The organism is Joostella sp., from assembly GCF_048266025.1.
In the GTDB taxonomy this organism is placed as follows: domain Bacteria; phylum Bacteroidota; class Bacteroidia; order Flavobacteriales; family Flavobacteriaceae; genus Galbibacter; species Galbibacter atrarenae.
Genome location: NZ_JBLXAF010000001.1, coordinates 1,007,280 through 1,030,749, shown reverse-complemented (window position 1 = coordinate 1,030,749; position 23,470 = coordinate 1,007,280). Strand labels below are relative to the sequence as shown.

Sequence of the window (23,470 nt, the reverse complement as noted above, 5' to 3'; positions counted from 1 at the left end):
AAATATTTTACTAATACGTAAAGATACTATTTTTAGTCTGTTTAAATTTCTTACACCCTTAAAATTTAAGAATGACCGATTTATAGAAACAGCTTTTTAAATTAATAAAAACACTCTTTATAAGTGCTTTTACTAACTCTTATTCTTATATTTTAATACTTCTGATCTTCCTTTTTTGAAAATCAAGTTACTAACACCCTTCCCTTTTCTTAGCGCTTTTTGCTCCTCAGCAGGAAGTGCAACAATATCCATACAATCTGTAGAACAGCAATTATTCATTTCTGCTGCACATTCTTCACATTGAATAAATAACAAATGGCAAGCTTCATTAGCACAATTTACATGTGTATCACAAGGTTTCCCACATTGATGACAATGAGCAATAACATCTTCAGAAATTCGCTCCGAACGACGCTCATCAAAAACAAAATTCTTACCTATAAATTTATTCTCTAACTTATTTGCTTCTACTTGCCTTACATAATTAATGATTCCACCTTCCAACTGAAATACATTCTTAAACCCCTTATGTTTATAGTAAGCGCTGGCTTTTTCACAACGAATCCCACCAGTACAATACATTACCAAGTTTTTATCTTCTTTATGCTCTTTAAGGTCTTCTTCAATAATTGGCAAAGAGTCTCTAAAAGTATCTACATCTGGAGTAATCGCGTTTTTAAAATGACCTATTTCACTTTCATAGTGATTACGCATATCCACTAAAACTGTGTTTGGATCCTCTATAAGTTCATTAAATTTATTTGCATCTACATGAACTCCTTTATTAGTAACATCAAAAGTTTCATCAATAAGTCCATCTGCAACAATCTTCTCTCTCACTTTCACCTTAAGCTTTAGGAAAGCAAAATTATCATGTTCAATAGCAATATTCAATCGTACATTTTCTAAAAAAGAAATGGAATCTAAATGTGCTTTAAAATCCGCAAATAAATCGGCAGGAACCGATAATTGTGCGTTAATCCCTTCATTAGCAACATAAATTCTACCAAGAACTTCCAATTCGTTCCAAGTTATAAATAAGTGATCCCTTAGGATTTGTGGATTTCCGATTTTAGCGTATTTGTAGAAAGAAATTGTAAGGCGTTCTTTTCCGGCCTCTTCAATTAATGTTGCTCTTTCTTCTGCGCTTAAGTTATTGTACAGTTGCATGCTATAACAAAATTTAAGTTAAAGAATATATTTTTGCAAAAGTAAGCCTTTTTTGGTTTTTAAAGAAACGAATAAAAGAAACTGTGTTTGGTGCTCTCTGCACATTCTACAGTTGCCTGCTCTAAGTTTTCTTCAACCCATTTTAGCAAGCACCTAACTTGATTTTTTACAAACTATTAATTTTCTGAATTTACTACTTAAATAAGTTTCGTTTCTATGATTTTTACTGGGCATGCACTTTGTGATTGCTTGCAAGCATCATAAATAGATTCATCGAAAGATTTTATTGTAAAAAACCCTTTTTTCTCTACCGCTCCTAGCAACACAGATTTACCATCCTTTTTAGACATCTGAAATTGCTGCGGCGCCAATTCTACACAATAATTACAGCCTATACATTTATTTCTCTGTAAAGTAACTACAACCATTAGGAAGCAACAATTTTATATAGTTTATCTGATAATCGGACTCTAAAGTCTGTACGGATCGTACAAGAATCTCCTTTTTTGGCAACTTCAAGCTTTTCATCATTCACCATCATTTCTTCCAAAGTAAATTCTTCAACTCCAGTTGTAGGTCCTGTTACAAGCAGTGTGTCTCCTATCTTGATATCGAAAGCTTCTACTTTAAATTCAGCAATATTGCTTTTAGGGAAGAAATGCATCCCTTTACCTACATACACTTTTTTCTGCGTAGCCTGTGATCCTGGCCCATCACTCCATTCTCCTAATTTCTGACCTAAATAATATCCGCTCCAGAAACCACGATTATAAACTTTCTCAAGAGATTTCATCCATTCTGAAACTTTTTCATCAGAATAGGTCTTTTCATAATATGAATCTATAGCCTCTCGATATGTTTTTATTACCGTAGCAACATATTCTGGTGCTCTTCCTCGTCCTTCTATTTTTAAAACACTGCACCCAGCATCTATCACCTGATCTAAGAAATCTAATGTACACAAGTCTTTAGGAGACATCATGTATTCATTATCCAACTCTATCTCAAAACCACTTTCTTGATCTATAACGGTATATTTTTTCCTGCAATTTTGTTTACAAGCACCTCTATTTGCTGAAGAATTATGAGAATGAAGACTCAAATAGCATTTTCCAGAAACAGCCATACACAAAGCTCCGTGTCCAAAAATTTCAATTTCAACTAAATTCCCAGAAGGTCCTTTTATTTGCTCCTTTTCAATGTCATCACAAATCTTCTTAACCTGTCTAAGACTAAGTTCTCTACTCAAAACCATAGTATCTGCAAATAAAGAATAGAACTTTACTGTCTCTATATTTGTAATATTAATTTGTGTAGAAATATGAACTTCCATCTGTATCTGCCTAGCATAGGCAATTACAGCCTGATCCATAGCAATAACGGCTGTAACATTTGCCGCTTTAGCAGCATCAAGAACCGTTTTTATTACAGAAAGATCATGATCGTAAATAATGGTATTAAGAGTTAAATAGGTACGAACTTTTTTCTCCTCACATCTTTTCACTATTTCTGATAAATCATCAATAGTGAAATTAATACTTGCACGAGCTCGCATATTTAATTGTTCAACACCAAAATAAATAGAATCTGCTCCATTTACCAAAGCAGCCTGTAGTGATTCAAAATTCCCTGCAGGCGCCATCAATTCAATACGTCCGTTACTTGTCATCTATATAGAAATTAAACCGTGCAAAGATACACATAAAAAAAGAGTTTCAATTTACACTGAAACTCTTTAATAACTAAATCGTTGTTGCTAAACATTTAATATATCCATCCTTGCAAAAACCAACAACGAAATTAGCCTACATCAATCTTTTCGAAACAAGGAAAAGCAAAAGTTATTTTTGATTTTAATATGTAGACATTGCCGTTTTCTATCTGAAAAAATCTATGTAAATCTTTTAAAAATAAAAGACGTAACTTCCCTACAACTAGAAAATACTATTTAAGTGAATTCTAATCACAAGAGTTCTTTTTGCTTTCCTTAATTAATAGACACAAAATAATTAAAAAGGTTGCGCGGCAAATTGTATGCTGAAAAAAGAAATAGTATTTTAGCACTAATCAAAATATAAAGTACACAGAGAGAAATGAGTTCGGAAAAAGATGCAAAATTAAAAGCACTAAAGCTCACTTTAGACAAGTTGGATAAAACCTACGGTAAGGGAGCGGTGATGAAAATGGGAGATAGTGTTATTGTAGATGTAGATGCTATTCCTACAGGTTCTATTGGTCTGGATATCGCTTTAGGCGTTGGAGGTTACCCAAGAGGAAGAGTTATAGAAATATATGGTCCAGAATCTTCTGGAAAAACCACACTTACTTTGCATGCAATGGCTGAGGCTCAAAAAGCTGGAGGTATTGCTGCATTTATTGATGCAGAGCATGCATTTGATCGTTTCTATGCGCAGAAATTAGGAGTAGATATCGATAATTTAATTATATCTCAACCGGATCATGGAGAGCAAGCGTTAGAAATAGCAGATAACTTAATTCGTTCTGGAGCTATAGACATCGTTGTTATAGATTCTGTAGCTGCATTAACTCCTAAGAGTGAGATTGAAGGAGAAATGGGAGATTCTAAAATGGGACTTCATGCCCGTTTAATGTCTCAGGCGCTCCGTAAGCTAACTGCAAGTATTAATAAAACAAAATGTACCGTAATATTTATCAATCAGCTTCGAGAAAAAATTGGAGTTATGTTTGGTAACCCAGAAACAACAACTGGTGGTAATGCATTAAAATTTTATGCTTCAGTACGTTTAGACATCCGTAGATCTACACAAATTAAAGATAGTGACGGTGGTGCTTCTGGAAATAAAACTAGAGTAAAAGTTGTTAAAAATAAAGTAGCTCCTCCTTTTAAAGCTACAGAATTCGACATTATGTATGGTGAAGGGATTTCTCGTGTTGGAGAGATTTTAGATCTTGGTGTTGAGTTTGAAATTATTAAAAAGAGTGGTTCTTGGTTTAGTTATGGAGACACTAAACTAGGTCAAGGTCGTGATGCTGTTAAAGCATTATTACAAGACAATCCAGAACTCTTAGAAGAGCTTGAAGTTAAAATTTATGACGCTATTAAAGCTATGAATGAATAAACTCGATCTCTTATTTAATACCAAAAAAATCCCGAGAAATAATTTCTCGGGATTTTTTTATCCCCATACGCAACCCTTTGATTACAAAAGCATCTAATAATAAAAAAATAACACAAATAGAAAGATGAAAAAGTTTTTTGTTTTAATGCTTAGCAGCGTATTGCTACTTAGTTTTAGTTCTTGTGACTTATCTGATGATGATGCTACAAATTTTTATTATGAAACCTTAGAAGTTACTGAGGCTACATTCCCAGAATATTTTGAATATGGAAAGGTGTATAATATTGAATTCAACTATGCACTTCCTACTGATTGTCACATTTATGATGGATTTGAATTTAATCATACAGGAGAAACAGAACGTACTATCTTTGCAATCGCCACAGTGTTAGACAGAACAGATTGCGAAACACTAACAGATACAGAAGGTACAGACAGTTTCGATTTTGAAGTAAGATATAGAGACCCCTATACTTTTAAATTTTACGTAGGCGAAGATGAAAATGGAGAAAAAGTGTATATTACTTATGAAGTTCCAGTAAGAGATGCTGGAGATGAGTAAAAACAAAAAGAGCCTAACGAAGCCATAGTGAGTCTAGAACAACTCATAGAACAATGCAAGAAGCAGGATAGAAAAGCGCAAGAAGCACTTTATAAGCTTTACAGTAAGAAGCTATATAGCGCATGCCTAAAATATTCTCGCAATCAAGCTGAGGCGGAAGATAATCTGCACGATAGTTTTATGGTTATTTTTAGTAAAATTGAAAAATATAGCTTTAAAGGTTCTTTTGAAGGCTGGATGAAGCGAGTTACCGTTAATACAGTACTTCAAAAGTATAGAAAAGAAGGTGCTTTTGAAGCGCTCCCCAATAATCTGGATGCAGAAGTAAATGTTGAAGTTGTAGATGAAGACATTTCTTTGGATTATTTATTAAAACTCATCCAAGAATTACCAGATAGATATCGTCTCACATTTAACCTTTATGTATTGGACGGGTATTCTCATAAAGAGATAGCCGAAATGCTATCTATTAGCGAAGGAACATCTAAGTCTAATTTGGCACGTGCTAAAATGGCTTTAAGGAATAAAATAGAAGAAGACACTATAAATACAGCAGCAAATTCGGTATAAAATACTTTCTTTGCTACAAAATTATATAATACCTATTGGTATTTTATTAATATGAAGGACAAAAAGAACATAGAACGCTTATTCCAAGAGAAATTCAAGGATTTCGATGCTGCTCCACCTGAGCACATCTGGTCTTCGATTGAAACCTCTTTGGATGATAAAGGAAAACAAAACCGCAAGGTAATTCCTATTTGGTGGAGACTTGGTGGTGCAGCTGCTGCAGTAGCTCTTTTACTATTATTAGGCAGTCTATTCCTAAACACTCCTAACAACGCGATTCCTTCAACAGAAACAATCACCAATAAACCTGCTACACCATCAGAAGAAAAAAATACCAACATATTAAATGAAGAGCCTGCAATAACACCTAAAAATGCTATTGCAGAGGAAGAGAATAATGAGAAAGAAACTCTTGACAACATTAAAAACCCTGCAACCAAAAAAGAAGTTAACTCAAACAATACCCGAGTTGCTGTATCAGAAAAAAGCACAAATAAAGCTAACAACAACACTTCAAAAAACCCAATTAATTACCCTGAAGTAGATAAGAGTTTTGCAAATAAAGAGTCTTCGGTAGCAAACAAGGAAGTTGCAGAGGATAATAATCTAGTTGCTAAAAATTCGCCACAGACAGAAGAGGAAAAAGACACCGATATCGATGATTCTAAAAAGAGATCGCTATTAGATGTTGTTGCAGAAATGGAAAAAGAAGAAACTGAAGTTGCAGTTAACGAGCCTAAAGCTTCACGTTGGTCTGTAAACCCAAATATCGCTCCTGTTTACTATAATTCACTTAGCAAAGGATCTCCTATTAACAGGGAATTTTCTTCAAACAGCAAAGAAGGTGCTATAAATATGAGTTATGGAATTAACGTTGCATACAATGTGAGTAAGCGTTTAAGTGTGAGGTCTGGAGTTAACAATGTAAATATGGGTTATAGTACCAATAATATTGAGTTTAGCCCTGCTGTTTTTGGGTCCACACAATCACTTTCTACCGTAACTTTTAATAGATCAGATGCGCTTTTAAATGTTTCTAGTAGTAAAAACCCAAGTTTTAGCGCAACTAGTGAATTTCAAGGAAAAACAGACGATTCTTCTGAAGGAACTATGAATCAAGAGTTCGGATATATTGAAGTCCCAATGGAATTAAAATATCGCTTGTTAGATAAGAAGTTTGGAATTAATATTATTGGAGGTGTAAGCTCTTTATTTTTAACAAACAATGAAGTAACCTTACAATCTAATAATCTAGCCACCGAAATTGGAGAAGCTAATAATTTGAACGATTTAAGTTTTAGTACCAATATTGGGCTAGGAGTAGATTACCAAGTTTCCAACAAGTTACTTTTTAATATTGAGCCAATGTTTAAATACCAATTAAACACATTCTCTAGAGAAGACGGTGGTTTCTCTCCATATATTTTAGGAGTATATTCTGGATTGAGCTTTAAGTTTTAATCAACTTCTAAAGACTACTATTTCCGCTAGGAAAAGTAAAGCATTTAGCTCAAGAATAATATTGGTATATATAACTTTACAGATAATCACTCGTTAGATTTATATTTAACTAATGACCTTATCCTTCAGCAATTAATTTATCAAGAATAAGCTCACGAGATTCCTGTTTTATTTCTGAAGCATCACTAGATTTTAAATTTTCAGTTTGAATAAAAGGCATCACAACAGCCCTTGTTTTCCCAGGAGAGCCACTAAAAAATTCATACGAGAACCTCTTTTTATTATCTAAAAAAACAATTGGAACAACAGGTATCTGGTGCTCTATAGCCAATCTAAAGGCGCCATCTTTAAAAGAATCTAACACAACAGTTATATCATCGGGAACTCCCCCTTCAGGAAAAATACATATACTCACCCCTTGATTTAGACGCTTTTGAGCTCTTTTATAGACAGCAGACCTACTTTTAGAAGAACTTCGGTCAACAAGAATACAAACACGCCTATAGAAAAATCCAAAAATAGGAATCTTCGACAACTCCTTTTTACCGACAAAAACAAAAGGATTTTTAGAAACTCTTAGCATCATCATAATATCCATCATAGAAGTATGATTCCCAATAAGCATGTAACTTTCTCCTTTTTCAAGCTTCTGCTCTCTCTTGATTATTGGAAACAAAAACATACCATAAAGCACAAAATTAGCCCATATGTTTCTAGCTATCCAAAAGAAGTAAGGATACAATCGCTCACTACTACTTAGAATCAGCAATAATGGAAACAAAACAATAATTGGCAACGCCATAAGGAGATAAAACCAAATTCTATATAATAACTGAAAGAATCCTTTTATAAGTTTCTGCATGGAGTCAAAAATAAGCAATTGTACTATATTTTTTTATAAAACATTATACCTTTGTAGTATTGTTTAAAATACAGAAATGGCAAGAATACTTACAGGTATACAGAGTACAGGAACTCCCCACTTAGGAAATCTATTGGGAGCTATTATTCCTGCAATTAAAATGTCTGATAAATTAGAAAACGATTCTTTTCTATTTATTGCAGACATGCATTCGTTAACTCAAATTAAAGACGGAGAGACTTTAAGAAATAACACCTACCGAGTTGCTGCAACTTGGCTTGCTTTCGGTCTAGATGTAAATAGAGTTGTATTTTACAGACAAAGTGATATTCCACAAACAACGGAGCTTACTTGGTATTTAAGTTGCTATTTCCCATTTCAGCGTCTTACACTAGCACATTCTTTTAAAGATAAGGCAGATAGATTGGACGATGTAAATGCAGGACTTTTTACATATCCTATGCTTATGGCCGCAGATATTTTACTTTACGATGCGGAGATTGTTCCTGTTGGAAAAGATCAAATGCAGCATATAGAAATAACTAGAGATGTAGCTTCACGTGTACATACGCAAATAGGTGAAACGTTTGTTATTCCTGAAGGAAAAGTACAAGAAACAACGATGTACATTCCAGGGACAGACGGAAAAAAAATGAGTAAATCTGCGGATAACTTTATTAATATTTTCCTTCCAGAAAAAAAGTTACGTAAACAAGTAATGAGCATCGAAACGGATAGCACTCCGTTAGAAGATCCTAAAGATCCAGATACTTGTAATGTTTATGGCATTTATAAATTACTTGCTACGGAAGAGCAAACAGCAGACATGCGTAAAAAATATGAGCAAGGAGGTTTTGGTTACGGTCATGCAAAACAAGCATTATATGAACTAATTCTTGATAAATTCTCTACAGAAAGAGAACGCTTCAATTATTATATGGAAAACCTTAATGAGATTGATGACATATTAGCTTTAGGGGCTGAAAAAGCAAGAAAAGTAGCCAATGAAACTTTAAAACGCGTACGAAGCAAAATTGGATATTAAAAAATAAATCAAGGATGGGTTCTAGAATCCATCCTTGATTATTATAGTAATTCTATATCAACTCAAACAATTTACCTGGCAACGGGCGCACAACTCCTTTCATTTCCATCCCGAATAAAACTGTTACCAGTTTATGTATTGGCATTTTACAGCCTAACGCAATACTGTCTAATAATTGCTTTCCATTTTCTTGCAAATAATCATAAACAGTTTGTTCGCTTTCATCCATTTCAACAAACATTTGTTTCTGTACAGAATTTACAGATTCTTTCAATTCCCAACCTAACATATAAACAATATCGGCGGCTGAAGTTATCATATGCGCTTGTTGTGTTTTTATAAGGTTATTACACCCCTCACTAAACTTATCTGTAGCTCTACCAGGAACTGCAAAAACATCTCGATTATAGGACGCTGCAATATCTGCAGTGACCAAACTCCCCCCTTTTCCTGCCGACTCAACTACGATAACAGCATCTGCCATTCCCGCTATTACGCGATTCCTTTTTAAAAAATTATTACGCTCAGGGCCTTCATCGCTCCAAAAATCAGTAATAAAGCCTCCGTTATGTTCCATTTCAGAAACATATTTAGAATGCACTTTAGGATAAATCTGATTAAGACCGTGAGCCAAACAGCCTATAGTTTGTAAATTATTTTTAATTGCACTTTTATGTGCACAAATATCTATTCCGTATGCAAAACCACTAAGAATTAAGGGATCAAAAGGAGCTAAATCACTTATCAGTTCTTCACAAAAAGCCGATCCATAGGAAGTAATTTGACGCGTACCCACAATACTCAAAATCTTATTATTAGGCTTCGTTAGATTAATATTACCCCTACTAAAAATAAGAATTGGGCCATCAATACAATGCCGAAGGTTACGAGGATACTCCTCCTCATAATATGAAACTACATTATAATTACTACTTCTAATAAATGCAAGCTCTTTCTCTGCTTCAATTAGATTTTCCTTACGCAATAACTGATTTACTAAAAACGTACCTACCCCTCCAATCTGAAGTAGATTGCTCCTTTTTTCCTTAAGAACCGCTTCCGCACTACCGCAATGTTGTAGGATTTTCTTTGCAGTAATATCCCCAACTTTAGGCGCTCTATGCATTGCTAATAAAAAAAGAAGCTCTTTATCTGTCATCTAAACAAATGATTATCAGTTATAAAAGTATAGAAAAAAAACTACTGTTAATAAAAACTGAAAAAGTATTTTAAAATCTACTCGATTTTTTTACATCTTTGCTATATGCGAATAGAGAATTACATAAGCGATTTATTATACAGATATGAGTGTGTAACCATTCCAGGTTTTGGTTCTTTCATAACTCAACACAAACCTGCAAAAGTGCACTATAACACGAATGCATTCTATCCTCCATCTAAATCAATCGCATTTAATGAGCAACTAAAATCTAATGATGGGTTGCTTACTAAATATGTAGCAGAAGCACAAAATGTCTCTTACGAAGAGGCTACAAAGAAAATTGAAGCCACTGTACTTTCATGGAGAAAAACATTGTTATCTAAAGAAAGAATAGCACTTAAAAACATAGGAGAACTTTGGTCTAATGAAGATGAAAAAATATTATTCCAGCCTTCTTATCATTTAAACTATTTAACAGATTCATTCGGATTATCTTCTTTTGTTTCTCCCTCTATCACTAGAGAGGAGTTAAAGAAAGATATAGAAAAAATTGAAGAGAAAGCTCCGATTGCATTTACTCCAGAGCGAAGAAAAAATCGTTCTTACTTAAAATATGCTGCAATATTCTTATTAGCAGTTTCTGCTGGAACTATCGGCTATCGATTGGTTGACATTCAGAAAGAAAATCAAGTTCAAGTTGCCCAACAAGAGGCTCAAGAACAAATTGAGAGAGATATCCAGAAAGCTACATTTTTTGATACTGCTCCATTAGAAATTCCTTCTATTACTTTAAAAGTTGAAAAGCAACCTTTAAAATATCATATTATAGCTGGCGCTTTTAGAGTAGAAGAAAACGCAGATAAAAAAGTAAATCAACTCATAGAAAAAGGATTCGATGCAGAGCGTATAGGAAAAAACAAATATGGCCTACATCAAGTTACCTATGCTAGTTTTGCTGATGTTCCTGAGGCATTAACATTTCTTAGAGAAGTTAAAAAGACAGAATCTTCCGAAGCTTGGCTTTTGGTTGACGAAATAAAATAAGCTTGCTATAATAGCAATATACACATAGCCTCATTAAATAATGAGGCTTTTTTTTGGCTCATCATTAAAATATAGCTCTTCCTATTAATATTTATGTATTTACTGATCCTAATATTAATCTAACTATGAGTATTCTATAAATATTATCTAACTAATTTTCTTTTATTGAAATAAATGAAGATATCTTTGCAAAAAAATAAAAATAATGCAAGCAAAGACACCTAGCGAATCTCGCACAATAATGACCGACCTTGTTTTACCTAGTGAAACAAACCCACTAAACAATTTATTTGGTGGTGAGTTACTAGCCAGAATGGACAGGGCTGCAAGTATTGCTGCTAGAAGACACTCCAGAAGAGTTACAGTGACTGCATCTGTAAACCATGTAGCTTTTAACCGAGCTATTCCACTAGGAAGTGTTGTTACTGTAGAAGCATGTGTTTCTAGAGCATTTAATAGCTCTATGGAAATATATCTTGATGTTTGGATCGAAGATCGAGAAAATGGTCACAGAAGCAAAGCTAATGAGGCAATATACACTTTTGTAGCTGTAGACGACACAGGGAAACCAGTAGCTGTTCCTCCAACGGTACCAGAAACAAAACTAGAAAAAGAACGTTTTGAAGGTGCGCTTAGAAGAAAGCAACTTAGCCTAGTCTTAGCTGGAAAAATGAAACCAAATGAAGCTACAGAATTAAAAGCTCTTTTTACTGAATAAAAAAATAAAAGGCTTCCACTTAAAAATGGAAGCCTTTTAAATAACAAATAATTTAAAAAAGATTAGAAGCTTTAATTTTATTCATCATTCCCCTCAAAATTCAGAATACTTCAGCTAAACATAAACTCCAAAGTATAGTATTTATGTTTTAATCTTTAACAAAAGTAAACTCAATAATTCTAACAAAACATGATAAATATCATGTTTACATAGATTTAACCTTGTTGAAGACAATAAAATATATTCAACAATCTAAACCAAATGCAGCTACCTTTGTCCTGGGTTATAATCTAGAGGAGCAACTTTTGGGAGCTTTACAGTTCCAGATTCACCCGTATCATTGAAAACCATCCATTGTAAAAAATCATATTCATTATTGTTAGTAGTTACTGTTAGATTCCTCACAGCTCGACCATCTTCAAATTCGTGATTTGTACCCGATCCATCCTCCCCAGGTCTCCCAAATACATCTACAACGCTACCATTACCGTCCACTAATTCTATATTATCATCTCCATTAGAATCTGCCGCACTCCCAGTTCCAGCCTCCAAATTGGGAGAAAACCCATAAGTTGAAATAAAATCTACCTCATTTGAAGCTATTATAAAAGTACTTTCTGGCGGAATAACATAACCAGACAAATCAATAACACTTCGCTCCGTAAAACTTACATTTGCATTTGTATACCTTCGCAATGCCCAACCATTAAGACTTACTTCTTTATCACTAGAATTATAGAGTTCTATAAATCGCATATTCAAAGCAGCACTGCTATTGTCTGGATCAGCTATTTCAGAAATGAAGACAAACTTGCTTGTCAATTTCAAAGAACAATCTTCATAAGGCTGATCAAACGTGAAGTCTGAAACAGATCTCACATAAAACCGACCTCTGATCAATACTCCAACAATATTTCCCTTTCCATCACTTACATTAACATTAGCAAAACTGGCAGATTCGAGTATTGAAATTGTATAACTATCCTCACAGTTAACAATAACATTATCTCCAGCATATACAGCATTAACATCTTCAAATTGGAATCCCTGTAACTCAACAATTACATTATTGTATTTTAACGATAATAATTCATCTATACTGACTTTAAATGGTTTTACGGGCTGAGCTTCAATAATATTTAAAATATGATCATTAGTCAACCCTTTAATATGAAATCCATATTCATCATTAAAAAATGTTAGACCACGTAAGGCGATAGTGATTTCAGAATTTAAGGGAATCTGGTGTGCCTCTTTAAATTCAAGCTCCATTCCAATATCTTGATTTTGAATTATCGCGCTAGTATTTTCAAGGTTATGAGTTAAATAATCTGTAGTGACAAACCCTTTTATCTTAAGATTTTCTTTTATCTCTTTTCCACTTTCTCCATATTGACTAATTAAAGTTTCCAGACTTATCTCTGCAGCATTATCTAGAACATTACATCTTTCAAGATTCATCCCGACTAAGTCAGCAACATCTCTTATCCTTATCTGAAACCCATTATCATATTGTAAAATACCGATTATACTTCCATTATTAATAGGCACGACCTCACTACTATAAACAAAACTACGTGATGTATTTAAAGTAAGTTCATTAGCAAAACAATCTGTTATAACACTCTTTGTATCTCTGTTATTTATAACGAACTTAGAATTATCTACAAATTGTACAGAATCTACAACTACTAAACTTCCAATATCAGCTTCAGAAATATCAGCAATATTTATTTTATTAGGTATTATTTCTGAATACTCCCCTTCATCATAAAAAAAGCGATAATAATCTTCTTTTTCGACTCCAAGAATTTCTTCATCACTTAAGATTCCTAAAGTATATTCCTCATCAATTTTATCTAAGGTTAATCCATTTACTACAATTGTAATTACAGCATTCAACAGAAATCTTTCAAAAATCTTAGTATCATCTAACTTAACCTTAATTCCTCCAGTAGCATCTTGTACATATAGCTGTTTAGAAAAATTCTTATTTTCATCATTAGCAATAATCGTAGCATTAAGAACTAAAGGTTCTTTTATCGTAATCCTCTCCCCCAAGTACTTTTCTTTAACATCAAAAATAGTTGCATTAGCTTCAGGTATTTCACAATAATATTCAATCGCATCGCACCTTTCATTATTCATATCTACATCATTTAGATCACGAATAGTAATTATATATTCTTCACGCTCTTTTGTTAACACCCCTGTAACAAGACCATTTCCTAGAGGCAAAAGTGCAGACTGAAAATCAGAAAAGCCGCTATTTCTCATAATCAAAGGTGCCCCGTTGCAATTATTCAGTTCCACATCTGTAGTTTCTCGGAATTCTGCAAACGCGCCACATAATCTTTCAGGAGCAACCTCTAAATCATCAATAACAACCAACGTATTCACCATAGTACTATCAAGCTGCTCCATCTCATATTTCTTCGGAACCATTGACACAACTTCATCACAGGATACAATTATATGTTCCCTAATTTTAGTTGCGGGAAGTCTCCCTACAGAAAGATTTCCAAAAGCAGTAAACGTACCCCCAAGCTTATATGTTCCTTTATCATTATCTAAATAAAGGCCTTTCAATTTTATAAAAACCTTTTGACCAATGGGATAAAAAATCGCAAGATTCCTTAAATCCAATTCTATTTGAAGCCCTTGAGTAGGATTTGTAGGATGATCTTGAAAATGGATATTCCCAAAAAAATTACTAGCTGCATCAGAAGAATTTATGTATCCAGATATAATTAAATCCTCTTGGATCCTTAGGATCTCTCCATTATATAAAGCCTTAACTTCGTCATAAGAAGCATTTACCTCCAATGTATTCTCTATACAAATATCGTTTGGAATATCGTGCTGATCATCTGCAACACAAGCAAAAAAGAAAATCAGAATAGCTGTTAAATAAATAATACTGAGTATTATATTTTTTAGATTTCGCATATTAAAAGCTTAAAGCAAGATTCACAAAGTATGATCTACCGTATCCATACCAGTATTTATTCCCAAAAAGTGGAGCGCCACGTTGCGTATCGTTATATGCCTGTCCAAAATTCCCGTTCCTACTCTGCTCATAACCTCCCGTTCTATAACTAACATCGAAAAGGTTATTAACACTCACAAAAAAGCTAATATATTTCTTGTCTATCAACCAAGATTTTCCGCCAGTAAGATTCAATAAATAAACAGGAGTTAATCGCTCTTGTGTCAAAAGCTCAGTAACTATCTCTGAAGTAGCATTGGGAAAAACATCCCCATCGGGATCTTGTAAAAAGCTATTTGTTCTTTTAATAGCAGAAATATCCACATAGTTATCTGCTAAATAATTTCCTGTTGTACCAACCCACCAATAATTAGAACTTCTATAATCTACACCAATAGAATATGCTTTTTGAGGGCCTACAGCAAGCTTAAAATCTTTTATTGCTGTCTCACCCAAATCTAATGTTCCTATTAAATTAATTAGATCTTCCTCCGCTCCAACGGTATCGAAATTGATGGTTACATTAGCATTCTCGGTATAGCTAAAATCTCCATAGGATGCAACAGCTGTAAGCTTAATTTCTGTTGTAGCTTGATAAGAAAACCCAAGTTCACCTCCGTAATGCAACTTTTCAATTCCTGTTACCACCTCTTGGATAAAGTCACTCCCCACACCTGCATCTACATAAAAATAATTTATATCCGTTACTTCTTTAAATTTGGAATAATAACCCGTAAGTCTCATGCTTATATTAGGAAGATCAAGATTATATGTAAGTACTCCAGAATATATAACTTCGGACTGCAGACTATCTACAGTTTTATTATTTTCTCTAGCGTTTACAAAAGTATTCTGCAACGTGGGAGCCTTTGTTAAATAAGCAGCTGACAGATTTACAATGTGACGATTATTAAACTTATACGTCAGTCCAGTTTTAAACCCATAATCTGTGAAATTTTGAATTTCACCTTTCCCCTGAGAGGTTAATGGAAAGCGCTCATTTAAAAACAAACCTTCTCTTTGATATGTTGTTTGTGATATTTTGGCTGAAACAAAAAATGCAAATTTCTCTAACTGAAAGTCCCCCTGCAAAAAACCTTCATAGAAACTAGAATTGATATTATAATTATATCCCATCTTATCTCCAACACCTTTCTGAACTTCATGCTCAACATCATTTTTAGTATCTGAAAATGTATCTATATCTTCATGAAAATCACCGCCAAGTAAATCCAAAAGAAGTCCATAATTCTCAGCATCCGATTTATGATACCTAAAACCACCATCAATCTTAAAGTAGTCACTAAAAATATAGCTTGAATTGATATTTACAAACAATTGGTTCTCATCCGCTTGATCATTATAAAGCACATAAGAACTTTTACCATTCCGCTCACTAGATAAATTAGCACTGTATAAAGAACTCCATTGCATTTGCGGGTTTTCTTGAAACCCCTCTTTAGCTAGATTGGCATTATCAAAATTGGCTCCTAAAGAATTATTAATATAAAAACTAGGCAGATATCTATAATAGTCTGGATTGGGACTTGGAGCATTATAATACCCTAAGCGACTACTACTAAAGCTACCGAATTGATATGCAGCACCAAAATTCACGGTAAGTTTATCACCTGAAAAATCATAATTAAACATAGCGATAGGTTCTTCTATGTTTCTTTCTCTAGAATTACGAATCTCTCCATTTTGCTCTCCCCAATATGGATTATATCTTCTCCCTATAAGCTGAAATACTTCCGCAGTAATAGCAGCAGACTTACCTCTTCTATTAGGTGTATACATTCCAGTAAAATAAAAATTATGTTTCCCAGTTTGATATCCTATTGCTCCAAACACAGAATAGGCATCATATAAGGTTCCAGAAACATAGCCCTCTTTCCCCCATCGTTTTGAAGCGGATAATGAATAGGAAATTCCGCTCTTTTTTACTCCAGAGTTATAAGTTGCCATCAATCTACCCCTATAAGATTTGTTAGAAGCTGAAGAAGACAAACGTATTCCGGGGCGCATTTTAGCTGGATTAGTATTCATATTTGTAGTTCCAAGAAGTCCACCAAAACCATAAGGATTTGCCTTTAAACCATAAAAATATTCTTGATTTCGAAGTACGTCATTTATCCCTCCCCAATTACTCCATTGCGGTCTACCATTAAAGACTCGATTCATCCGAACTCCATTTATTAAAACATCCCCATATTTAGAATCATATCCTTTGACTTTAAAAAAGGATTGACTAAAATCGAAAGCTGCTCTACTAAGAAAAATATCACGTGTTGCCTGAAGCATTTGCCCTGAAAAATCGGTATCTACATCATCTATAAAATCACTGTCAGATAGAGAAATACTGTTTTCCTGCTGAAGTTCTTTGACATCTACTTCTAAATAGATGGTTTTAAAATTTACTGTCTGCAAATATTTTTTAGAAAACGGGAGAAACTTAATAATGTAACCTTCCTTGGTAATCTTCAGCACATGATTATTACTAGCAACATCTAAAATCACAAAATTACCATCCAAAGATGACAACACTTCGTGAAAAGAATCTTCTACTTCAATCAAAGCACCTTCAATAGGGAGTTGCGTTCTTAAATCATAGATAGAGCCTTTTACTTCCTGCCCATACAAACAGTGAAAATTAACTAATAAACAACAAAGAACTAAAACTTTCATACTCATTATCAGGCACTTGAATCTTCAATGTAATGAAATATAACGTACATTTACTATTTATTTATAGAAAATAATATATAATGAAGAAGTTATTAATTACAATTGTCGTATTAAAATCTTTTATTTTGATTGCACAATCAACAGAATATTCAATAAAAACCATCGCCTTTTACAATGTTGAAAACCTATATGACACACTAGATGATTCTCTAACTTTTGATAACCAACGCACTCCGAATGGAAAATACAAATGGACGGAGGAGCGATATAATATAAAATTATCCAGACTTGCTAAGGTCATAAAAGAGATTACAAATGAAACGATAGACAATACTCCTACGGTTATTGGTTTTGCTGAAGTAGAAAACATAAAAGTACTTACAGACCTCAAGAGTCATCCAGAATTAATAAGTAGTGATTACGGTGTTATACATGAAGATTCTCCAGATGAACGCGGCATAGATGTAGCTTTATTTTATAAAAAAGAAAGTTTTATTCCTAATACTATTCATTATAGAAGACTTATAATACACAACGAGAAGGGATTCCGAGATTACACAAGAGATCAATTGGTGGTTGATGGATATTTTGAAGGAGAGCATTTTTGTTTTATTGTTAATCATTGGCCATCGAGAAGTGGAGGCGAACAAAGAAGTAGACCCTTTAGAGAAGCAGCAGCGAGATTAAATAAGAAAATAATTGATTCTGTTGTATGGAGAAATCCAGCCATTAAAATAATCAGTATGGGCGATTATAATGATAACCCTACAGACGCAAGTTTTAAAAACATATTAAGGACAAAAGGAGAAAGGGATGAACTAGATGAGATCAATAACTTGTATAATCCTATGGAAAAATTATATAAGAAAGGAATCGGTTCTCTTGCATATCGAGACAAATGGAGTTTATTTGATCAATTTTTTTTAACATCAAACCTATTAAAAAAAGATGACGGAATGCACTTTTGGAAAGCAGGCATTTTCAGTGCAGAATATTTAAAAACAAAAACCGGAAAATACAAAGGATATCCTTTTAGAAGCTATGCTTCAGGTGCTTTTATAGCAGGATATTCTGACCATTTTCCGGTGTATCTCTATTTGGTTAAAAAAGTCCAGAAATAGACTAATCGAACCAAAGCATATAAGGTATTCTAAGTAAAATCAAGAAAAGTCCAATTCCGTAGAATAAGGCAATCTTTCCGAATTTTCTTTTAGAAGTAGTTTCTTTTTTATGCTTACTCCAACCGATAGTAATTAAAGCGATTGCAATAATATTTATAAAAGGATGCTCTACAAGAACTAGTCTTAAAAGGCTATCTCCCATTACTCCTCCTGTTTGCCAAGAAGAAAACCTTGGAGAAACAAAGTAAAGTATTAAACCTATTACCAATTGTAAGTGAGAAAAGATAAGAGCGAAAAGACTTATTCTAAAGTCTTTAGCCAGACTAAAATCTTTATTCTTAAAATATCCTACCATAGCATTTAGAACGGCTATAATAAGTACTAAAAGCGTAAAATACGCCCAATATGAATGTAAAGCATTAACTGTTGTATACATGAGTATGTTTGTTTTGTTAGTTCTTCAAAAATAAGAATTAAAGCTTGATAAACTTCAGAAAAGACATAAAAAAACCCCGCAAATTGCGGGGTTTAAATATTGTAGTGATTCTAAGTTCTAGAAGTTGAAACGCATACTAAAGTTCCATGTTCTACCGAATCCAAAATAACCTTCATTCGAAACTGCTAAACCTTGATATGTCTCGTCTCCAGGTTGTGCAAAATTATTTGTTCTTAATTCAGATAAATATATCTTATGAAGTACATTATTCACATTAAATCTAAAGTCAATAGAATTTTTGTTCTTTGAATCAGATAATATCATTTTATACGATACTCCAGAATCTAAAAGTCCATAACCTGGTAATTCTAAATTTTCTTTAACTGCACCAACATCAGAATATAAATTATCATAGTAACGGTAGTCTGAATCTATAGATAAATTTCTGATAATTTCATAATTGAAACCTAATCCTACAGTAAATTGAGCAGCTCCTCCAACTTTTCCTCCATCTACATCTTCGTCATTAAAATCAAGCACATTTCTGTCTTCATCACGAATTGTAGTTCTTGAGTTTCCTACATACTCCCAATCTCCAACGGAAAGAAAACCTTTAAGTCTTAATCTATTTACTGGAAATGCAGTAAAGTCTAACTCAATACCTTGATGCAATTGTTCTACTCCTTCATTTGTAGTATACAATAAAGTTTCAGCAGGCACTGTATTACCTCCTATCACTTCGCTATCAGAAGTAACCCTTGATGACGTAGTTACTCTATCCTTCCAACTAGTTCTATACAAGTTCAAATTAGCAGAAAAGAAATTACTTTTAAATGAATATCCAGCCTCTAAACCTAATATTTTCTCATTTTCAGTTAAAGGGTTTACTTCATTTGTAAAGTTTAAATAAATATTGTCATGATAAGGTTGACGTGAATAATATCCAGCATTTACATAAAAAGCATTATTATCATTAAATTTATAACTTCCACCACCCTTTACATTATATCCAAAATTCTCTACTTTCTCAGATTCTTCATTTTCTACAGTATATTGATATCTATCCCATCTAACGTGCGTTTGATTAGAAATTGCTCCTTGAAAGAAAGCTGAGAAATTATTTACACTATATTCTAACTGTGTAAATAATCCTCCATAATTAATTCTTTCATCATAGTCCCAAGCATATCTATCTTCTTCATCAGCATAGTTAAAAACTGCACTCCAAGGATTATTTGTGTATGTGTTAGAAATTTGATTTCCGTCAGGATAACGAACATTACGTGTATCTTCATAATAATCTGCTCCTAAAAGATCTTTTATTTGTCTAAAGTGATTTCCTTTATATGTTCTTAAATCGAAACCAACATTCCAGTCTAAATTATCATTTATTGAATGGCTAAAGTTTGTCACCAAACCATACCATGAATGATTATTAACAGAATTACGTAAAGCGTATGTTGCTGATCCATCAGGACTATTTATGTTATTCTGATATATTGCATCAAAATCTACATATCCTTCAGAGTTTCTTACACGACTACCAACACTACCAATAGAACCTCCACGTCCCCATGATCCATAAAGAACTGTTGATAATTGAGATCTATCACTTACCTCCCAGTCCCAGTTAAGGTTCATTACAGGCTTATGATAATAATTCCCTACTTCAGTCATGTATTCACCTCTGTAAGTACCATTATTATTATTAAACTTTCTACCTCTTTCTAAATAAGTCTCAATTGATTTTGAATAACTTTGATCATGTTGCTGAGGAGCTCCTGTAATTAAAAAGTTTAAATTATGCTTCTCATTAGGTCTATAACCAAAAGATATAAAATAGCTTTGCCCTGAACCGTAAGTGCCATCATTATAACCATCTCCCTGCCAGTGGCTCAAAAGAACACTAGCTCCAAAACCACCTTCGCTAATACCTGTATTATAAGCAGCTGTCGTTTTAAAGTAATTATCATTTGCTACTCCTATTGAAGCAAAACCACCTTCATTCATATCAGTAGCCTTTGTAACAAAATTAACTGTACCTCCAACAGAAGATATTGCTAATTTAGAAGACCCTAAACCTCTTTGAATTTGAATACCATTGGCGATATCAGCCATTCCAGACCAGTTTGACCAATACATTTTACCATCTTCCATACCATTAATTGGCTGTCCATTTAATAAGTACGCAGTATTATCTTGCTCAAACCCTCTAACTCTAATCTGACTATCTCCAAAACCACTAGACTGGCTAGAAACATAAACAGATGGAGTGTTTACCAACATCATTGATACATCTTGAGTTCCAATTTTTTGCTGAATTTCTTTTGCAGGAATTGTAGACACAGCTATAGGCGTTTGTCTATCTCTTGCAAGGTCAATAATACCTGACCCAACAACTACCACTCCTTCTAATTCTTCAGAATCTGGCTGTAATTTAACAGCTCCAATATTAGTAGAGCCATTACTTAATGTATAATTAACTTGTTTTGCTACAAACCCAATATATGAAACTACGATAGTTCCTGAGTTTTCGGTAACATTTAATGTGAAATTACCATCAAAGTCGGTTGAAGTTCCAGATGTAGAACCTTTCACCATAACATTAGCTCCAGGTAATGGCCCCCCGAAACTCCCATCTACTACAGAACCCGTAATCGTTCCTTGCGAAAAAGCTGTAGTAGTAATCAATGCAATTACTGTTGTTAAAATCCAATTGTAGATTGTCTTCATTTGTTTGTTTAATTTAATTTAACGGTGCAAAAATCATCTATTAAATGATTTCTAGCATTAAGGTAATGTTAAATAATTTAACATTGGAACAAAAGTAAACAAAAAACGTAACATAATAATCTTGTGCAGATTACAATGTTACGTTTTTAGATTTTAACAAAATATGTTAACTGTTTTTATAAAATCGCAAAAGATTTAACGTAGAACTATCATGATTACTAATCTTTTCGCTTTTTATATCGGTAAGTATTGTAGAGGCTAATTGTTTCCCTAATTCCACACCCCATTGATCGAAGCTAAAAATATCCCAAATTACTCCTTGAACAAAGATTTTATGCTCGTACATTGCTATAATCTCTCCGAGGGCTTGCGGTGTTAACTTATCAATAAGTATGGAGTTTGTAGGCTTATTTCCTTCAAATAACTTAAAAGGGAGTAATTTTTCAATTTCTTCTTCTAAAATATCTTTTCCTTCTAACTCCTCTCTTACTTCTCCTTTTGTTTTTCCGTTAAGTAAAGCTTCCGTCTGCGCAAAATAATTGGCCATCAACTTATCATGATGATCTTTATCTCCATGAAGTGACTCTATAAACCCAATAAAATCCGCTGGAATCAATTTAGTCCCTTGGTGAATCAATTGAAAAAATGCGTGTTGTGAATTCGTTCCAGGTTCTCCCCAAATAATAGTTCCCGTTTGATAATCTACTGGGTTTCCGGCACGATCCATACTCTTTCCATTACTCTCCATAGTTCCCTGCTGAAGATATGCTGAGAGCCTATGTAAATATTGAGAATAAGGTATTAAAGCTTCACTTTCTGCTCCATAAAAATTATTATACCAAACACTTAAAAGTGCTAATATTACTGGAATATTTCTTTCGAAAGGAGTTTCTCTAAAGTGATCGTCCATGGCTTGAGCTCCCCCCAGCAGCTTGTTGAAATTATCAAACCCTACTGCTAGCGCTATAGACAAACCAACAGCACTCCATAATGAAAATCTTCCTCCAACCCAATCTTTCATTGGGAATACATTATTAGAATCTATTCCAAATTCGTTTATCTTTTCTAGATTCGTAGACACAGCAACAAAGTGTGCAGCAACATCCTTTTGAGTGGCAGATTCTAAAAACCACTTTTTAAGAGTTGTTGCATTGCTCAATGTTTCTTGCGTTGTAAAAGTTTTAGAAACAATTACAAACAGAGTAGTTTCAGGATCTAATTTCTTGATAGTTTCATGCACATGATCTCCATCTACATTACTTACAAAATGAACATTAAGATGATTTTTATAATATTGGAGTCCTTCTGTGACCATTGCTGGCCCAAGATCTGATCCTCCAATTCCGATATTTACAACATCGGTAAACGCTTTCCCAGTATACCCCTTCTTCTCTCCGGAAATAATACTTTCTGTAAACGCTTTTATTTTTTCTTTTACCTCATAAATCTCAGGAACAACATTCTCTCCATCAACAAAAATCTTCTCACTTTCTTTGGCTCTTAAAGCTGTATGAAGCACTGCTCTCCCTTCTGTTTCATTAATAATATCTCCAGTAAAACATTTTTCTATAGCATCCTTTAAGTTGACCTCTGTAGCTAGTTCTAGAAGTAAATTAACCGTAGTATCATCGATTCTATTTTTAGAAAAATCTACATAAAAATCATTCCATTGAATGGTAAACTTCTCTGCTCTTTTATCATCTTGAGCAAACAAACTCTTTACCGATGTATTATGAAAAGTACTATAATGTTCTTCTAATTTCTTCCAAGCTTCTGTCTTGGTTGGGTTGATTGCTGATAATGGCATC

General features: G+C 33.5%; 18 protein-coding genes. 8 read left to right on the top strand and 10 right to left on the bottom strand.

Features of this window, described 5'->3' with window-relative positions; genetic code table 11:
- Positions 1–132: 132 nt before the first annotated feature.
- The 3 genes from ACN0TY_RS04370 to ACN0TY_RS04360 all read right to left on the bottom strand — a co-directional run bounded on the left by ACN0TY_RS04370 (position 133) and on the right by ACN0TY_RS04360 (position 2,839).
- Positions 133–1,170: a rhodanese-related sulfurtransferase gene (locus ACN0TY_RS04370; protein WP_236957833.1), complete on the bottom strand. Its 1,038-nt coding sequence runs from the start codon at positions 1,168–1,170 to the stop codon at positions 133–135.
- Positions 1,171–1,367: 197 nt separating this feature from the next.
- Positions 1,368–1,598 carry a ferredoxin gene (locus ACN0TY_RS04365; protein WP_236957832.1) on the bottom strand — a complete coding sequence of 77 codons (231 nt, stop codon included), beginning with the start codon at positions 1,596–1,598 and terminating at the stop codon, positions 1,368–1,370.
- Positions 1,598–2,839: a peptidase U32 family protein gene (locus ACN0TY_RS04360; RefSeq protein ID WP_417443504.1), complete on the bottom strand. Its 1,242-nt coding sequence runs from the start codon at positions 2,837–2,839 to the stop codon at positions 1,598–1,600. The genes ACN0TY_RS04365 and ACN0TY_RS04360 overlap by 1 nt, the downstream gene beginning before the upstream one ends.
- 424 nt (positions 2,840–3,263) lie before the next feature.
- On the opposite strand from ACN0TY_RS04360, the gene recA reads away from it, so the two are divergent.
- The 4 genes from recA (at position 3,264) to ACN0TY_RS04340 (ending at position 6,864) form a co-directional block, all read left to right on the top strand.
- The gene (gene recA, locus ACN0TY_RS04355) at positions 3,264–4,271 is read left to right on the top strand and encodes a recombinase RecA (protein WP_236957830.1); all 1,008 of its coding nucleotides are present in this window, start codon (positions 3,264–3,266) and stop codon (positions 4,269–4,271) included.
- Positions 4,272–4,395: 124 nt separating this feature from the next.
- Positions 4,396–4,833 carry a hypothetical protein gene (locus ACN0TY_RS04350; RefSeq protein WP_236957829.1) on the top strand — a complete coding sequence of 146 codons (438 nt, stop codon included), beginning with the start codon at positions 4,396–4,398 and terminating at the stop codon, positions 4,831–4,833.
- Positions 4,834–4,860: 27 nt separating this feature from the next.
- Entirely contained in the window at positions 4,861–5,403 is a 543-nt protein-coding gene (locus ACN0TY_RS04345; RefSeq protein WP_417443503.1) for an RNA polymerase sigma factor, read from the top strand.
- A 51-nt stretch (positions 5,404–5,454) separates the two neighbouring features.
- Positions 5,455–6,864, top strand: a complete 1,410-nt coding sequence (locus ACN0TY_RS04340; protein WP_417443502.1) for an outer membrane beta-barrel protein — start codon at positions 5,455–5,457, stop codon at positions 6,862–6,864.
- 118 nt (positions 6,865–6,982) lie between these two features.
- Here ACN0TY_RS04340 and ACN0TY_RS04335 read toward each other — a convergent pair whose 3' ends face one another.
- A complete protein-coding gene (locus ACN0TY_RS04335) occupies positions 6,983–7,726 on the bottom strand; it encodes a lysophospholipid acyltransferase family protein (RefSeq protein WP_417443501.1) in 744 nt (247 codons plus the stop codon).
- Positions 7,727–7,802: 76 nt separating this feature from the next.
- Between ACN0TY_RS04335 and trpS the strand changes: the two genes are divergently transcribed.
- A complete protein-coding gene (gene trpS, locus ACN0TY_RS04330) occupies positions 7,803–8,771 on the top strand; it encodes a tryptophan--tRNA ligase (protein ID WP_417443500.1) in 969 nt (322 codons plus the stop codon).
- Positions 8,772–8,823: 52 nt separating this feature from the next.
- Here trpS and dprA read toward each other — a convergent pair whose 3' ends face one another.
- Entirely contained in the window at positions 8,824–9,930 is a 1,107-nt protein-coding gene (gene dprA / locus ACN0TY_RS04325) for a DNA-processing protein DprA (protein ID WP_417443499.1), read from the bottom strand.
- Positions 9,931–10,035: 105 nt separating this feature from the next.
- Here dprA and ACN0TY_RS04320 point away from each other — a divergent pair, with 105 nt between their 5' ends.
- Entirely contained in the window at positions 10,036–10,977 is a 942-nt protein-coding gene (locus ACN0TY_RS04320; RefSeq protein WP_417443498.1) for an SPOR domain-containing protein, read from the top strand.
- 205 nt (positions 10,978–11,182) lie between these two features.
- Positions 11,183–11,695, top strand: a complete 513-nt coding sequence (locus tag ACN0TY_RS04315; RefSeq protein WP_236957821.1) for an acyl-CoA thioesterase — start codon at positions 11,183–11,185, stop codon at positions 11,693–11,695.
- Between the two features lie 267 nt (positions 11,696–11,962).
- Here ACN0TY_RS04315 and ACN0TY_RS04310 read toward each other — a convergent pair whose 3' ends face one another.
- On the bottom strand, positions 11,963–14,644 hold the full coding sequence (locus ACN0TY_RS04310; protein WP_417443497.1) for a DUF5689 domain-containing protein: 2,682 nt from the start codon (positions 14,642–14,644) through the stop codon (positions 11,963–11,965).
- Between the two features lies 1 nt (position 14,645).
- Positions 14,646–17,378, bottom strand: a complete 2,733-nt coding sequence (locus tag ACN0TY_RS04305) for a P44/Msp2 family outer membrane protein (protein ID WP_417443496.1) — start codon at positions 17,376–17,378, stop codon at positions 14,646–14,648.
- 74 nt (positions 17,379–17,452) lie between these two features.
- On the opposite strand from ACN0TY_RS04305, the gene ACN0TY_RS04300 reads away from it, so the two are divergent.
- Complete coding sequence (locus tag ACN0TY_RS04300; protein WP_417443495.1) at positions 17,453–18,493, top strand: endonuclease/exonuclease/phosphatase family protein; 1,041 nt, start codon at positions 17,453–17,455, stop codon at positions 18,491–18,493.
- 1 nt (position 18,494) lies between these two features.
- On the opposite strand, the gene ACN0TY_RS04295 is transcribed toward ACN0TY_RS04300, so the two are convergent.
- The 3 genes from ACN0TY_RS04295 to pgi all read right to left on the bottom strand — a co-directional run bounded on the left by ACN0TY_RS04295 (position 18,495) and on the right by pgi (position 23,469).
- A complete protein-coding gene (locus tag ACN0TY_RS04295) occupies positions 18,495–18,929 on the bottom strand; it encodes a hypothetical protein (RefSeq protein WP_236957817.1) in 435 nt (144 codons plus the stop codon).
- Between the two features lie 117 nt (positions 18,930–19,046).
- A complete protein-coding gene (locus ACN0TY_RS04290) occupies positions 19,047–21,662 on the bottom strand; it encodes a TonB-dependent receptor (RefSeq protein WP_417443494.1) in 2,616 nt (871 codons plus the stop codon).
- Between the two features lie 166 nt (positions 21,663–21,828).
- Positions 21,829–23,469, bottom strand: coding sequence for a glucose-6-phosphate isomerase (pgi, locus tag ACN0TY_RS04285; protein ID WP_417443493.1), 1,641 nt, complete (start codon positions 23,467–23,469; stop codon positions 21,829–21,831).
- Between the last annotated feature and the right edge of the window lies 1 nt (position 23,470).

Excerpts from the sequence above, each read along its gene's own strand:
- ACN0TY_RS04340 (WP_417443502.1), top strand. The coding sequence starts at position 5,455 with ATGAAGGACAAAAAGAACATAGAACGCTTATTCCAAGAGAAATTCAAG.
- ACN0TY_RS04310 (WP_417443497.1), bottom strand. The coding sequence starts at position 14,644 with ATGCGAAATCTAAAAAATATAATACTCAGTATTATTTATTTAACAGCT.
- ACN0TY_RS04290 (WP_417443494.1), bottom strand. The coding sequence starts at position 21,662 with ATGAAGACAATCTACAATTGGATTTTAACAACAGTAATTGCATTGATT.
- ACN0TY_RS04335 (WP_417443501.1), bottom strand. The coding sequence starts at position 7,726 with ATGCAGAAACTTATAAAAGGATTCTTTCAGTTATTATATAGAATTTGG.
- ACN0TY_RS04365 (WP_236957832.1), bottom strand. The coding sequence starts at position 1,598 with ATGGTTGTAGTTACTTTACAGAGAAATAAATGTATAGGCTGTAATTAT.
- ACN0TY_RS04315 (WP_236957821.1), top strand. The coding sequence starts at position 11,183 with ATGCAAGCAAAGACACCTAGCGAATCTCGCACAATAATGACCGACCTT.
- dprA (WP_417443499.1), bottom strand. The coding sequence starts at position 9,930 with ATGACAGATAAAGAGCTTCTTTTTTTATTAGCAATGCATAGAGCGCCT.
- recA (WP_236957830.1), top strand. The coding sequence starts at position 3,264 with ATGAGTTCGGAAAAAGATGCAAAATTAAAAGCACTAAAGCTCACTTTA.
- trpS (WP_417443500.1), top strand. The coding sequence starts at position 7,803 with ATGGCAAGAATACTTACAGGTATACAGAGTACAGGAACTCCCCACTTA.
- pgi (WP_417443493.1), bottom strand. The coding sequence starts at position 23,469 with ATGCCATTATCAGCAATCAACCCAACCAAGACAGAAGCTTGGAAGAAA.
- ACN0TY_RS04360 (WP_417443504.1), bottom strand. The coding sequence starts at position 2,839 with ATGACAAGTAACGGACGTATTGAATTGATGGCGCCTGCAGGGAATTTT.
- ACN0TY_RS04305 (WP_417443496.1), bottom strand. The coding sequence starts at position 17,378 with ATGAGTATGAAAGTTTTAGTTCTTTGTTGTTTATTAGTTAATTTTCAC.
- ACN0TY_RS04370 (WP_236957833.1), bottom strand. The coding sequence starts at position 1,170 with ATGCAACTGTACAATAACTTAAGCGCAGAAGAAAGAGCAACATTAATT.
- ACN0TY_RS04320 (WP_417443498.1), top strand. The coding sequence starts at position 10,036 with ATGCGAATAGAGAATTACATAAGCGATTTATTATACAGATATGAGTGT.
- ACN0TY_RS04300 (WP_417443495.1), top strand. The coding sequence starts at position 17,453 with ATGAAGAAGTTATTAATTACAATTGTCGTATTAAAATCTTTTATTTTG.
- ACN0TY_RS04350 (WP_236957829.1), top strand. The coding sequence starts at position 4,396 with ATGAAAAAGTTTTTTGTTTTAATGCTTAGCAGCGTATTGCTACTTAGT.
- ACN0TY_RS04295 (WP_236957817.1), bottom strand. The coding sequence starts at position 18,929 with ATGTATACAACAGTTAATGCTTTACATTCATATTGGGCGTATTTTACG.